We start from the raw sequence: 13,555 nt of genomic DNA on the forward strand, positions 1-13,555 counted from the left end.
TAGCGAGTCCTGTCGATGTGCGCTGGGTGCGTACGACTGTGCGCCCGGTGCTGACGACAGGGCCGCCGGTGCGGCCCGAAACTGGGCACAAAGGCCAACGGGAACGGGGAACGGCACATGACAACAACGACGAGAAGGACGTTACTCAAACTGAGCGCGGTGGCCGGAGCCGGCGCGGCAACCGGACTGGCGCTGCCCGGCACGGCACGCGCGGCACGGACGAAGAACCTGGTCGTCGTGGGGGAGAACGGAAATCTGAACATCGTGACGCCGGGCGGCGCGCTGCTCATGTACTACCAGGAGCAGTGGCAGACCGGGTCGGGGGGCTTTCTCGGGCCGTTCTCCCGCGGCAGCGGCTTCGATGCGTTCGGCTCGATCGCCTCGTGCGGTGTCGCATACACCTACGACAATCTGTACGTCTGCGCCAACAGCTCCGGTGTGTACGGCTATTACTGGCGAAATGGCTTGCAGGCATGGGCGTACGGCGGGGCGCCGGCGCCGATCGCCGGCACGACCAGCCTGGGGTGGGCCAACCTCAGCAAGCTGATCAGCGGCGGCTATATCACTCCAGAGTTGGGTTATCCCGGAGGCAGCATTTTCTACACGATCGACTCCTCCGGGCGGTTGTTCTGGCACAAATACCTGGGTGTACCTGGTGAGGGCGGCAGCTGGGCCGCGAACAGCGGCACCCAGATCGGCGTCGGCTGGGAGGGGTTCCGCTACGTCACCGGATCCCCCAGCGGCGCGATTTACGGCGTCGACAGCTCCGGCAACATCCGCTGGTACAGGTATCAATACCCGTATTCCGGCGTCAACGTTAGCGACAGCTGGGTAGCGGGCTCCGGCAACGTCATCGGGTCCGGCTGGTACGGCGGCACGTACGGCTACCAGACGGTGCAGGCGGCCGGAGTCGACTTCTCGGCGACCGTCGGAGCCGACGGTGGCATGTACATGGTCGACAAGAACGGCAACCTGCGCTGGAACGAGCACCTCGACTGGTACGGCGGCGCGGCGGAGTGGCGCTACCCGACCGGCGGCGGCCTGATCATCGGCAACGGCTGGATGTGACAGCCGGCCAGCGCCGGCCGCAGGTTTCCAGGCCTTAGACTTGGCGGTCGCGGCCGGCCTGGTAGCTGGCGATGATCTGCGGGACCATCAGCACGATCATCAGGGCCAGGGGGATCCGCCAGCCGTCCGTGCGGTCGTGCAGCAGGCCGACCAGGATCGGGCCGGGGATGGCCATCAGGTAGCCCACGCCCTGCGTGATCCGTAGGGGCAGGTGCGCATCGCGGCAGCGGCGTTGAGTGACCTTTATGGTTAGCCGGCCGAGGCCAGCCATGCTTCCCGTTCGACCGGCAATCCGGTCCGGGAGAGGGCCTGCGTCCACCTTTTGTCGCCTTGCCAGGCTCTGTCGTGAGCGGCGACCGCGCGGGCGAGAGTCTGCTGTGCCGTGGTGCCATGGATTGGTAGCCCATGGGGGAAGGCTTTGCGCAGGTAGGGCTCGACCAAGACGCCGCCGGGAGTCTCGTAGGCGACTGCGGTTATGCCGCTGTCCAGCAGCGGCTCGAACCTCTCGACGCGATGGCAGAGCGCCTCGGCGACGGTGTGGTGGTGCCGAGGAACCTGGTGCAGGTGCATTCCGGCAAGGCTGGCATCGAGTTCGGCGGGGTCGAGCGAGGCGGTGCGGAGCACTTCGGTGGCCGTTTGATCTTCGGCAAGCCCCGGAGCGAGTGCAGCGCAGACTTGGACCGCGAGTTCGGGATCGGTGAGCCATTCGCTCGTCGCCGCCTTCGTGAAGTGTTCGTGCGGTGGCTCCGGCCAATCTGATGCTCTTGCCGTCGAAGATATAGGAGGCGGAGTAGTTGCGCATGAGGGCGCGGCCGTCTCGTGGCCAGGAGTGGTCGGCGACGGTGGTGTGTTTTTCGGCCAGGATCGTCCAGAGCAGGGCTTGGCCGTTGTTGATCAGGTAGTCGGCCAGGGGCTCGAGGCGTACGTGGACGGAGTCTGGTCCCGGTTGGCGGGCGGCGAAGCTTTCGGCGAGGAGTGTGCCCTCGCGGCCCCATCGGAAGTCGCCGAGTCTTTGCAGGTGGAGTGCGGTGCAGAGGTCGGTGGAGGGTACGAAGGTGTAAAGGTGTCTGCTGTCGGAATGGTCTTCGTCGTTGGCTACGCCGCCGTACCGGGACGTGGTGATCAGCAGGGCGCCGGGTAGCGGTGTCCCCTGGTGCTCGGTGCGGTCGTCGGTTTCGAGGTCGAGCCAGCCCGAGTGGTGGGGGTGGTCGGCGAGTAGGAGGCCGGTGGGCTTCCGGATTCGGGCATCCATCGGCCGTTCCAGTCCTGGTCTTTCGCCCAGTTCGCCCAGGTGTCGATGCTGTTGGCGTTGATGAGGTATGAGCGGATTTGTGCCCATGTGACGTGGTGGGGGTGGTCAGCCGCGGCGTCTTCTGGATATTGGGGCTGTGACCACTGGTAGTGGCCTTCCAGGACGAGCCATCGTTTGCCGTCGGGGTCGGTGCAGTTGATGAGGGCGTCGGCCGGTGGGCTGTGTTCGTCGTGGATGGGCCAGGTTTCGTCGATGCCGTGGGGGAATGTTGCGGCGGCGGGGGCGTACCAGGTGGTTGGGGTGTCGGAGTAGACCCGGTTTTCGGTACGGCGTAGGAGCAGGGTTGGGTCGATGTCGACAGTGGTGGAAGCCGAAGCGGGGTCGACGAACTCGGCATGCGCTCTCCAACGGTGGCCGGATTGGTCACCGCACCGGGAGGCGTCAGGCACGCACAATTCATCGTCTGGGCTGCTCAGAATAACCGGAAGTAGATCAACAACGGTACGGCGATCGCGCCCCGGGCGTGACCTCTCAAGATCGAATGCGGGTACCCGTCAGGATGGACGGCGCTACCCGGCCGCCCTCGGGGCTGGCCTCGGCGATCCGCCGGTAGGTCAGCCCGGTCCACTCCTGTAGCCGGCGAATGCCGTCGCTGAACTCCAGCGGCGTGTGCACGGTCTTGGGCCGGAGCGGGCAACCCCCCGCTCGCGCGGGCTGCGCTTGTCGAGAGCTTCGCCCTCCATGGACTGTCACGGCCGTCGCAGGCGACGTGCCGTCGGCCGGCCAGGGGGCGTTTCGCGCTGGGATGGGTGCGGCAAGGGCCCCGTCGCTCTCGACGGGGTCCTTGCCGGCCAGGTGTGATGCGGTCAGCCTCGGACGGTGATCTTCTTGCCGGACGCCTTGACCGTGTAGGAGACGGTCTTGTGGGTCCAGGGGTTGGTCGCGTGTACGCGTATGCCGCCGCGGATGTCCTTGGCTTTGATCATCCTGGTGCTCGCGTAGGAGTTCCACACGGCCGCCTCCTGGCGGACGTGTTCGCGCACAGAGGCCACTTTGACGGTGCGGCCGGCCGCGGCCCGGAGGGTTTCCGTCGCGCCCTGGTTGGCGGCCGAGGCCACGTACGTTCGCATGTCGAGGTATGCCATGCCCTTCGTCAACTCGGCCCAGCTGATCGTGGCCGAGCGGGATGGCAGGGTCACGTGCTGTGGGCCGTACGCGTAGGTGAGGCTGATGGCGGAGTTCTCCTGGCCTGCCTGCGCGCGGGTCAAGGTGCCGGCGGAGTTGACCCGCAGGGTGACGTTGGTGTCGTCCTCGGGGCGGAAGGTGTAATCGGCGGACCCGTCACCGTGGACGGTCTTCGTGCCTGCCTGGATGTCCTCGGTGAGGACGGTCGCCGGCGCCGGAACGGCTTCGTCGAAGTCCTGCGACGGATTCGGGGTGAACACGTATCGCACCTGCGGTCGGCGCATCATCTTCAGCACCGACCGTGTCGTGGGGTCGCTGAGGCTTTGGTACCGGCCCCTGCCCTGGGCCGAGTAGGCGCCTGCGGTCGTGGTGCCGTAGCGGTAGCGTTCGAGCGTTCGCCCGCGCACCGGGTCGACGACGTAGAACATCGACATCGACATCTCGCCGGTATCGGTCACGGCGGCTGCGCCGCTGCCGGGGGCGCCTACCTCTCCGGTGGAGGCCACTGCGGCTTTCCGGCCGACGTCGGCCACATTGGCCTTCCAGCCGGTGAGGTCCGCATCAATCGTCAAGTCGGTGAGGACGATGTTTGCCTTCCAGCCCTTCTCGGCCGCGAGGGTCGACGCCTTGGCAACGGTCCCGAGTTCGTCGACCATCTGCTCCCTGGACAGACTCGTGGTCGTGTCCGTCGCGTACGCGGCGCCGGGTGCGGCGAGTAGGCCGATTGCCAGTGACGCGGTGGTTGCCAGGAGTGCGGAGCGGGACGGGCGCAGCATGAACCACCTCAAGCAGGGAAACGGCGAGTAGAAACGTGAACATATCTGGGCTAAACGGATATTGGATCGGCTTCGTGGGTGGCACTGACGGATGGTCCCGGCTTCCGGGAGAACAGTCGGCTTCAAGCGGTCGCCGAACGGCGGAACACGGCTCACCTGTTCACGTCTCCTGGAAGGCACCGAGGCCGCTCGACGGGCGGCTGCCGTGTTGCGCGACTGCGGCCCTTCCCGAGCCAAGGCAACGTTGCATGGGACGGTAAATTTATCGGCTAATCTCGATGTCTAGGGAGACGCCAAGATGGCGGCCGAACACCCCGGCCAGGAGCTGGCCGCCGGCCAGTCGGTGGAAATCTCGGATGACCAGCTCGTCGCGATGCTGGTCGGCCGGGCCCGCGGCAACGACTTGCAGCTGACCGGTGAGGGCGGGCTGTTGCAGCAGCTCACCAAGCGGGTCCTGGAGTCCGCGCTCGAAGGCGAGATCACCGACCGCGTCGGGTAGTCATACCGCTCGCTTCGATCGGCCGCCGCTGACCCCTAATTGTCCGGGGCCAGCCGGGATGCGAGAGGCCCACCCTGTTCAGGGGGTGGTTCGAGATCCTTCGGATTGATCTATGCATTGAGTCCGTTTGGAGATCGTTCTGCGGGTTCGCTGTAGATAGTGATCACTCGATGGCGCGAAAGATGAATCCTGGTCACAGCGATGCTGGTAGCTGCGGCGTTGGCCGGTCATGGGAGCTCGAAAGCCGTATCCGAGTGACGTCACCGATGAGCAGGGTCACGTCCGCTGGCGTGGTGTAAGAGGCGGCCAGCGCTGATCCGTGTGTGTTGATCTTATGCGGCGATTGCGGTCGTTTCGATGATTTCGGTGTCGTGTCCGTCGGTATTGATACTGGTCAGCCGTGCTTTGCCGAGGATCTCCAGGCCCATGTAGCGGCGGCCTTCGACCCATTCGTCGGTCTGTTCGGCCAGGACCGCGCCGACGAGCCGGATGATCGCGTCGCGGTTGGGGAAGATCCCGACGACGTCGGTGCGGCGGCGGATCTCCTTGTTCAGCCGTTCCTGCGGGTTGTTCGACCAGATCTGGCGCCACAGTTCGCGGGGGAACGCGGTGAAGGCGAGCAGGTCGGCGCGGGCGTCGTCGAGGTGTTCGGCCGCGGCCGGGAACTTCTCGGCGATGGTGCCGAGGACGCGGTCGAACTGCTGGCTGACGGCGATGGCGTCGGGTTGGTCGAAGATGGTGCGGACCAGGGTGGCGACCCACGGCTGCGCACTCTTCGGGACGCGTGACAAGAGGTTGCGCAGGTAGTGGAGCTGTATCAAATCAAGTTGGCGTGTCGTTGCCGATGGCTTCCCGCAGGGCCGCTGCGGAGCGGTAGCGGATGGTGGCGGATGTGGGCTGGTAGCCGGCCTGGTCGAGCAGTGGGCGGATGTCGATCAGGATGTTGCCGATGGTGCGTGGGCTGACCTGGAACAGGTCGGCCAGAGCCTGCCGGGTGCAGGCTTGCCGGTGGTAGAGAATCGCGGCGAGGACGCGTTCCGGGTCAGTGAGTTTCTGTTTGAAGATGCCGCCGCGGGTTCCGGGAAGAGGATGACGGCCGCGGCGGTGGTAGCGGCGATGTTCGACTTGGGCGTCGTGTGGCAGGCGGATCTGGTCCAGTAGATCGCTCAGTTGTTGACGGCTCATCCCGGTCAGGCGGGGATCAGTGAGTAGATCGGGCAGCAGGACGGCTGGGGCCGGTCGGGTGCTGCCGTCGAGGAAGTCGGACAGTTGCGACGCGCTGTTGCAGCGCAACCTGGTCGGGCCGATGATGTGTTTGCGCTGCTCCAGCAGGGTTCGGGTGTCGGCTATGGCATTGCCGATCGAGGTCGGGTTGATGGCCAGTAGCTCGGCCAGAACCTTCTGTGAGCAGATCTGCCGCAGGTAGATCACGGTGACCAGGACGCGGTCCGCGGCGGTGAGTAACATCGCGGCGCCGGCGCCGGGAGACTTCCGGCGGGGTCCGCCGCGTTGCTGGTAGCAGCGCTTCTCGGTCTGGGCGGCTTGGTCTGCAGCGAGTTCGCCGGCCAACTGGTCGAGTTCATCGCGGGTCATGCCGGTCAGCCGGGGATCGGCGAGCCGGTGCAGGTTCTGGGCACGTTTCTGCAGGGCCGTGGTGCTGTCGGTTGTCGGCGGCGGGACGGAGCCGGGGATCGGTGGCGTGATGGTGTAGTTCCAGGCGCCGTGCCAGGCATGGGCGGTGATCGGCAGAGCCTGCAACTGCGCGGCGGTGATGGTGATGCCGAGCGGATAGTCACCGGGGTCGAGGCTGGCATCAACCCGCAGACCGGTGCGGGTGGTGGTCGCCGCGATCGTCTGCACGACGATTTCGTGACTGGTCAGAGGGCGTCCACGCCAGTTCATGGTGATGTGGGAGAACAGCCGGTGCTCGATCTTGTTCCACTTGGATGTGCCCGGTGGGAAGTGGCAGACCGTGATGGTGAGTCCGGTTTCGGCAGCCAGGGTGGCGAGTTCGGCTTTCCAGAGCCGGAACCGGTAGCAGTTGGATCCGCCCGCGTCCGCGGTGATCAGCAGCCGGGTGGCCTGCTGGTAGTCGAGGTGGCCGCGGGCTTGCCACCAGCGACGGATCGAGGCGACCGCGAATGCTGCGGTGTCGTGGTCGACGCCGACGTTGACCCAGCCGGTGTCGCGGGTCAGGTCATAAACGCCGTAGGGCAGTGCCTGCTCGACGTTCGGGCCGGTGAAGAAGCTGTGATCGACGACCTTCACCGGTTCCCCGTGCGGGCGCCATTCCCGGCCGCCGCTGGGTAGCAGGCCCAGTTGTTCCTTCTTCTTGGCATCCACGCTGATCACGGGCTCGCCGGACTGCTGGTGTTCTCTGACCTGCTCGTTCACGTAGTTGAACTGGGCGTCGCGGTCGGGGTGCTGGTCGCCTTCGAGGGTCTTGGCGTTGGCCTGCAAGCTGAATCCGTTGCGGTGAAGCAGCCGGCCCACTGTCGGCGCCGAGATCGGATATCCCTGCCGCGTCAGCTCGTCTGCCAGATGCCGCAGTGACTTCGTGGTCCATCGCAACGGCGACGTCGGGTCGCCCCGTTCGTCCGGCTCGACCAGCGCCAACAACGCGGGCAGCAGCTTCGGATCATGCTCGGTCAACGACTTGCGGCCGCCGCCGGGCCGGCGAACCCGGCCCACCGGCAGGGGATCGTCGCCGCGTTCCAGTTCGAAGACGCCAGCTCGCACGGTCGTCTCGCTCACCCCGACCGCCCGGGCGACAGCCCGCACCCCGCCATGACCGAAGAGCCGGGCCTCTGCCGCCAACGCCAGACGCCGTTGCCGCTCGTTCAGATGCGGAGCGAGAACCTCGAACCGTGTAGTGACCTGCCGCAAGGTCTCCGCATCGATCGCCATACAAGACCAACGATGGATGTTGGACAGCTCGACGGCTTATTTCGTGACGGCTCCAGTGGGTGCGACAGCGCTGCCACTGGGCGCCGGGCAGCGCGGCGCCGATCGCGCCGACGAGGCCGCGGTGGGCGTCGGAGATGATCAGGCGGACGCCGGACAGTCCGCGGGCGGTCAGGCTGCGTAGGAAGGCGAGCCAGCCGGCGCCGTCCTCGTCGGACGCGACGTCGAGGCCGAGGACCTCGCGGCCGCCGTCGGCGTTGACGCCGACCGCGACCAGGGCGTGCACGTTGACCGTGCGGCCGTGTTCGCGGACCTTGATGACCAGGGCGTCGGTCCAGACGAACGTGTACGGGCCGGCGTCCAGCGGCCGGTTGCGGAACGCCTCGACCTGGGCGTCGAGATGCCGGGCCATCTCCGACACCTGACTCTTCGACAGCTGTTTGACGCCGAGTTGCTCGACCAGCTTCTCCATCCGCCGCGTCGACACCCCGAGCAGGTACGACGTCGCGACCACGCTGACCAGGGCCTGCTCGGCCCGGCGCCGGTGTTGCAGCAGCCAGTCCGGGAAGTACGAACCGGAACGCAGCTTCGGGATCGCCAGCTCGATCGTGCCGGCCCGGGTGTCCCACTCGCGCTGCCGGTAACCGTTGCGTGAGTTGGCCCGCTCGGCGCTGCGTTCGCCGTAGCCGGCGCCGCAGAGAGCATCGGCCTCGGCGGACATCAACGCGTCAGCGAAGGTTTTCACCATCGCCCGCAGTACATCAGGGCTCGCCGATTCCAGGTGCTGGCCCAGCAGGTCAGCGACGTTCAAACTCTCTGTTGCGGCCATCGCAGGTCTCTCCTTCGTGATCTTCAAGCAATCCGAAGGATCTGCGGTGGCCGCCTCTTTCGTCCCGGGAAGTCCGAGTCATACACCACTTCGGTGGACGTGACCATGAGCGCAGTGGGCGTTGCTCGGCCCGTTCCTAGAAGCCTGGCGGGCCAAGCGTGTTTCGGTAGCGGGCCGCACGGGTGAGCATGATCTACGGGAGATCGTGAGCGCAATCCTCTACCAGACCCGGGCCGGCTGCCAGTGGGCTTATCTGCCGCACGACCTGCCGCGGAAATCTGCGACCTACTACTACTTCGCCCTGTGGCGTGACGACGGCACTGACCAGACGATCCATGACCTGCTGCGCTGCCAGACCAGGGAGAAGGCTGGCCGCCGGGAGGATCCGACCGCGGTCGCGGTGGATACCCAGTCGATCCGGGAGGCGAACCAGCCGGATGCCTCGACGAGGCGCACGTTCGGTGCGGGAGGCGGGCCGAGGAGACGGACCGGTCGAAAGACCGGCACCGCGCCTCGGTCCGACCTCACTTCAAGCAGAACGTCGGCGGGCACGGCGCCGTGCTGGGCATCGACGTCGAGGTCGTCAAACGCACCGACACCCAGCCCGGTTTCGTGCCGGTCAAGGAACGATGGATCGTTGAGCAGGTCTACGGCACCCTGATGCTGCACCGCCGCCTGGCCCGCGAATACGAGAGCCGCCCCGAACCGTCGGTGTCACGCACGCTCTGGGCGTCGATGGCCGGTATGGTCCGCCGGCTGACCGGCACCAGCACCCCGACCTGGCGCAACGCGTAAGGCCCAGTCGATGCACCTCGACACAATCCTCGGCCTGATCACCGAAAGCGAGACCATCGCAACGACGACGCCGGACGGCTCCGCGAACAGATCACCCTGCTCCAGACGGAACTGAACCGCATCGACCGGGACCTGGCCGACCTGGCCACCACCCGCACCATGTGCAGCACCTCGCCGCGACCGATTTCACCGCCGGCATTCCCACCATCGTCAGCTCCGCCTACCAGCAGATCCTGGCGATCCTGGGCACCGCGACCGCCGGCATGCGAGCCAAAGATGTCTGCCTCGCCCTCGACATCGAACCGCTACCAAAGCACGTCGAAGGTGCCCGCGCGAAGGTTAAACGCCTGGTCAACCGCGGAATCGTGACGGAGAAGCAGCCCGGAATCTTCGCCCTGATCCAGAAACAGACCTAACCTCCCGGAACGTCCTCTCCAACACTTACTAACTGAAACCCTGTTTTCTCTAGCCAGCAACAAGGAGCCACAGGGCTATACCCCTCGGAGTACCAATGCACAGCGCGTCATGCCCGCCCCGTAACAGGCGCGTCCCGGCGCACCGCGCTGTGCACGCGATTATGAGTCAACGACATTTGCACCTTTCAGGCGCGAACGCACAGCCGTTCGCATAGACGCAAACATGGACGTTTAGTCACTCTCCGCTTGCCCGCAAGGCCGGTTCCAGCGCGCGAAAACAGGACTAACAGGCATGATGTCATACAAAAAAGGAAGGATCATAACTTTAGTTTTGGGCAAGGTGCTTTCTGGTCACATCGGTCGCCATTTAGCGTTGCGGTCGCCCTCACGGCTCAACTACTTGGAGCAGGAACCGTGCAACCACTCAGCGGTAAGCGATGGCGAATCACCGCCGCAGCTTTCCCCTCAAACCTCGACCTCGGGCGAAAGCCGGCAGTAGCGTCGCCGGCAAGCAACCGGTGGAACTTCCGGAGGCCGATGGCGTTTGGCCTGCCACTGGTTCTTCTGGCGAGCGCTGTGGCGGCGCCGATGAGCGCTTCTGCAGCAGCGCTGGAGACGGACTGCTCAACGTTGGCGCAGCCCACTCAGGAAGCCGCCGTCCAAGTAGCCGGTGATTGCGATGCCCCTGTGGAAATCACGGAGGCTACGAATGAGACCACGCGTGCGTGGGCACTTCCGGACGGCAAGATCCGACAGGAAATCAGCGCTGCGCCGGTCAGGGTCCAGAAGGGCGGCGAATGGGTCGCCACCGACCTCACCCTTGTTCAGCAGGCTGACGGCAGCATCGCGCCCAAGGCGCACCCAGCCGAGCTGGTCATCTCCGGCGCCACCAGCGAGTCGGGCGTGCACGAACTGGCCATCCTTGGAGAGGGAGACGACCAGGTCGCGATGGGCTGGACGGGACCACTGCCCGCACCCACGCTGTCGGCGGACAAGGCGACGTACCCCGAGGTAATGCCGGGCGTCGACCTGGTCGTTCAGGCCACCACCCGCGGCGTCGAGTCCTTCTACATCGTCAAAACGCCGACAGCGGCTTCACAGGTCACCACGTTGACGGTTCCGATCGTCGGCGACGATGTAACGTCGCACCACCTGGGCACCGATGGCCAACTAAAACTGCTCGACAAGAGCAAGAAGCCCGTGGCGGGCAGCCCCACACCACTGATGTGGGATGCGCAAACCGATCCCCGTACCGGCGACCCGACCAATGTAGTCGTCATGGAGAGCGACGCGACGACGCGCAAGGCCACGGACGTCTCCGCCCAGGCGGAGCCGATCGAAGCCGCCGGCGTCAACCTCACCATCACCCCGGACGCGGACTTCTTCAACGATCCCGACACCGTCTATCCCGTCACCATCGACCCAACGATCACCTACGATGACCCCACCTGGGACACCTGGGTCCGTGACGGCGTCACCACCGATCTGTCGACCACTACCTACCTAGAGATCGGCGCCAGCGGCGGCAAAGCCTCGCGCTCCATGGTCAACTTCAACGTGTCGGCCCTCAAGGGCGCCATCATCACGGACGCGACAGTCGGCTTCTACAACTACATGTCGGCGAGCTGCGAACGGCTCAACTGGGAAATCTGGCAAGTCGGAGGCTCCAACACAGAGACCCGCTGGACCAACCAGCCGACGTGGCATTCCCGTTCCGGCGTTGCTTCCACGGTCAAGGGTGGGCCCACCTGCACCGCGCCCGGCTTTATCTGGGTCAATGCAAAGCCCTTCTTTCAAGAAGCCGCGAACGTTGGCCGCAACGTCGGCTACCTTGGCGTGCGGGCCTCTGACGAAACCAGCAACCTCACTCAGAAGCGCTTCTACTCCCAGAACTACAGCGACACAACCAAGTCACCGACCGCAACTGTGACCTACGAGCCGGGACCGACGTTGTCGGCCAGTGGAATATCAAAAAATCTAGATAACACCGCCTTCGCAACATCCTGCGTCACAGGCGCGTCGCGTCCAGTGGTGAACACCTTCACGCCACAGTTCTTCGCTTCCTTCACCCACCCCACTCTCCCGTCTTTCAGTGCCGAGTTTGAGTACACCAACCTCTCTGGGGCTGTGCTTGGCACCGAGACCGTCGGGTCCGTACCCGTCGGGCAGGCCGCAAGGGTGTCGGTTCCTTGGGACAAGTTCGTCAATGGCGAATCGTACCGTTGGCGGGTCCGGAGCCGTGACACCGCCGCCAACGCAATCGGCATCTATTCGGCATGGTGCGAGTTCACCGTCCGTGCGGTCGCCTTCTCGTCAGGGCCATCGTCGGTTCCCGTCGAGACGGTACCTTCGTCAACGGTCGATCCCAATTCTGCGGAGTTTCCTGTGGAGGAGCCTGCCGGGAATGAATTCATCCCAGGGGTAGACGACCAGACTCCGTACACGCCGACGCCCGACTCCGGTGAGGTGTTCACCGAAACTAGTGACGACGAGAGCGACGTGCACGCAGCAGGCTCGCTCGAGGCCGCTGCCACCGTCGACACCTCGAACGACTTCACCGCGCCAACGTCCACCTCGCCCCCGTCCGCAGCCGCGGAGCAGGCCTGCGCGGCGGCCGATGGCAGCACCACCTCCGCTCCCAGCGGGAATTACGACTGCCTTGCCTTCGACAATGGTGTCAGCGCGCTGAGCGTGCCCGATCCGATAGCCTTCCCTGACAGCGACTTCGACGCCGAAGCAGCCGACGCTATGGCTTCGGCCAGCTCGGTAGCGGCTCCTGGCACGCTCAGGAACATCCCACTGCCTCAGGAGTGCGCTAAAGTTGCCTACGGGCAATGGGTGGTCAGCCGATACCAAGCCTGCTATCGCGACCGCGTTTTCTACAGTGCCACGGACATCGTCAACGGGAAAGTTTCGGTCACGGGAAAAGCGATATATGATCTTTGGAGGGTCGCCCGGCAATCGCCTCGGAGCGAGACTTGGGACTATCACCTAATTCTCAAAAACCTGTATGTTACTGGGACAGCCACAGCTGCCCTCGCAAAGCCTGGCTACTTGAAGTGCATGCGAGGATGCACTACTAGATTGAATATCGCAGCCGTGCCTGCCGGCCGCTTCGAATCCTGGGCTCAGATCAGCGGTACGGCCTATATGCCCGTCGGCAAGAACGTAAAACGCGAAGACCAAGCCATCATGGAACTTAATATCACTCGACCGGATACGTCTTCTCTGCTGACCGTAAGAATCCACTCGAACTGGGTTCGCTGTGACAGGGCATTGAAGGGTTCCGATGTAGCTGGATGCGTCGTCCCCAATTTCATCCCCTCTTTGAGCTACCACAAGCAGGGGAAGTATCCGGATATGGCGAACCACATCTATGCCGCCCAGCAATCCGAGCTGCCCGGAAAGCCGGGTGGAGTGCTGAACGGACAGCCGGGCTCCGAGCATGCACTTAGGCGACTGTACGACGACAACCTGCGAGACAGGAATGGAAGGAAGGCATGCCCATCCGGGCTGCGGGACAAGGTGGGAGCACCGAAGAGCACGTCGTGCGACGAATACCCGTTCCGGTCAACTTACCAGGGTGCTCATACGGGGGACCCCTACGGCAACAATCCGCGCACCTTCAAATTCTGCAAGTTCCCCGAAGCGGACGCTGACTTCGGGAGCAAGGGGTATAGCCGCTGCTTCATCAACGCAAAGCAGAACTCGGTCGGCGGCTCCTGGATCGGAGTCTTCTACGGTGACAGCAGTACGGGAATGCGCATCCTGGACAACGATAAGTTTTACGTGAGAATCAACTCCAACTAGCTTCACGGGACTTCGGGCGGC

General features: G+C 64.8%; 8 protein-coding genes and 4 pseudogenes. 5 read left to right on the forward strand and 7 right to left on the reverse strand.

The window, feature by feature from the left end; translation table 11 throughout:
• Positions 1 to 117 precede the first annotated feature (117 nt).
• Positions 118 to 1,068 (forward strand): tachylectin-related carbohydrate-binding protein, encoded by a 951-nt coding sequence (locus BJ964_RS33580; protein ID WP_188124406.1) that lies wholly within the window; start codon positions 118 to 120, stop codon positions 1,066 to 1,068.
• A gap of 34 nt (positions 1,069 to 1,102) precedes the next feature.
• On the opposite strand, the gene BJ964_RS33585 is transcribed toward BJ964_RS33580, so the two are convergent.
• The 4 genes from BJ964_RS33585 to BJ964_RS33600 all read right to left on the reverse strand — a co-directional run bounded on the left by BJ964_RS33585 (position 1,103) and on the right by BJ964_RS33600 (position 4,281).
• A complete protein-coding gene (locus tag BJ964_RS33585; RefSeq protein ID WP_188124407.1) occupies positions 1,103 to 1,255 on the reverse strand; it encodes a hypothetical protein in 153 nt (50 codons plus the stop codon).
• A 62-nt stretch (positions 1,256 to 1,317) separates the two neighbouring features.
• Positions 1,318 to 1,692, reverse strand: coding sequence for a hypothetical protein (locus tag BJ964_RS33590; RefSeq protein WP_188124408.1), 375 nt, complete (start codon positions 1,690 to 1,692; stop codon positions 1,318 to 1,320).
• A 498-nt stretch (positions 1,693 to 2,190) separates the two neighbouring features.
• Entirely contained in the window at positions 2,191 to 2,769 is a 579-nt protein-coding gene (locus BJ964_RS33595; protein WP_188124409.1) for a hypothetical protein, read from the reverse strand.
• A gap of 417 nt (positions 2,770 to 3,186) precedes the next feature.
• A complete protein-coding gene (locus tag BJ964_RS33600) occupies positions 3,187 to 4,281 on the reverse strand; it encodes a hypothetical protein (RefSeq protein ID WP_188124410.1) in 1,095 nt (364 codons plus the stop codon).
• 298 nt (positions 4,282 to 4,579) lie between these two features.
• On the opposite strand from BJ964_RS33600, the pseudogene BJ964_RS33605 reads away from it, so the two are divergent.
• A pseudogene (locus tag BJ964_RS33605) lies at positions 4,580 to 4,777 on the forward strand (hypothetical protein); the annotation flags it as partial.
• A 335-nt stretch (positions 4,778 to 5,112) separates the two neighbouring features.
• On the opposite strand, the pseudogene BJ964_RS33610 reads toward BJ964_RS33605, so the two are convergent.
• The 3 genes and pseudogenes from BJ964_RS33610 to BJ964_RS33620 form a co-directional block, all read right to left on the reverse strand.
• Positions 5,113 to 5,589 (reverse strand): annotated as a pseudogene (locus BJ964_RS33610) (transposase); the annotation flags it as partial.
• A gap of 13 nt (positions 5,590 to 5,602) precedes the next feature.
• On the reverse strand, positions 5,603 to 7,687 hold the full coding sequence (locus BJ964_RS33615; protein WP_188124412.1) for an ISAzo13 family transposase: 2,085 nt from the start codon (positions 7,685 to 7,687) through the stop codon (positions 5,603 to 5,605).
• Between the two features lie 43 nt (positions 7,688 to 7,730).
• A pseudogene (locus BJ964_RS33620) lies at positions 7,731 to 8,513 on the reverse strand (IS256 family transposase); the annotation flags it as partial.
• A 121-nt stretch (positions 8,514 to 8,634) separates the two neighbouring features.
• Here BJ964_RS33620 and BJ964_RS33625 point away from each other — a divergent pair.
• The 3 genes and pseudogenes from BJ964_RS33625 (at position 8,635) to BJ964_RS33635 (ending at position 13,534) form a co-directional block, all read left to right on the forward strand.
• A pseudogene (locus BJ964_RS33625) lies at positions 8,635 to 9,308 on the forward strand (transposase).
• A gap of 161 nt (positions 9,309 to 9,469) precedes the next feature.
• Complete coding sequence (locus tag BJ964_RS48480; protein WP_229807376.1) at positions 9,470 to 9,724, forward strand: hypothetical protein; 255 nt, start codon at positions 9,470 to 9,472, stop codon at positions 9,722 to 9,724.
• 537 nt (positions 9,725 to 10,261) lie between these two features.
• A complete protein-coding gene (locus BJ964_RS33635; protein WP_188124413.1) occupies positions 10,262 to 13,534 on the forward strand; it encodes a hypothetical protein in 3,273 nt (1,090 codons plus the stop codon).
• Positions 13,535 to 13,555: the final 21 nt, after the last annotated feature.

This window comes from Actinoplanes lobatus (assembly GCF_014205215.1).
In the GTDB taxonomy this organism is placed as follows: Bacteria; Actinomycetota; Actinomycetes; order Mycobacteriales; family Micromonosporaceae; genus Actinoplanes; species Actinoplanes lobatus.

What these genes read in the sequence shown, in the direction of transcription:
- BJ964_RS33600 (WP_188124410.1), bottom strand. Translation starts at nt 4,281, where the DNA reads ATGCTGCGCCCGTCCCGCTCCGCACTCCTGGCAACCACCGCGTCACTG.
- BJ964_RS33615 (WP_188124412.1), bottom strand. Translation starts at nt 7,687, where the DNA reads ATGGCGATCGATGCGGAGACCTTGCGGCAGGTCACTACACGGTTCGAG.
- BJ964_RS33580 (WP_188124406.1), top strand. Translation starts at nt 118, where the DNA reads ATGACAACAACGACGAGAAGGACGTTACTCAAACTGAGCGCGGTGGCC.
- BJ964_RS33635 (WP_188124413.1), top strand. Translation starts at nt 10,262, where the DNA reads ATGGCGTTTGGCCTGCCACTGGTTCTTCTGGCGAGCGCTGTGGCGGCG.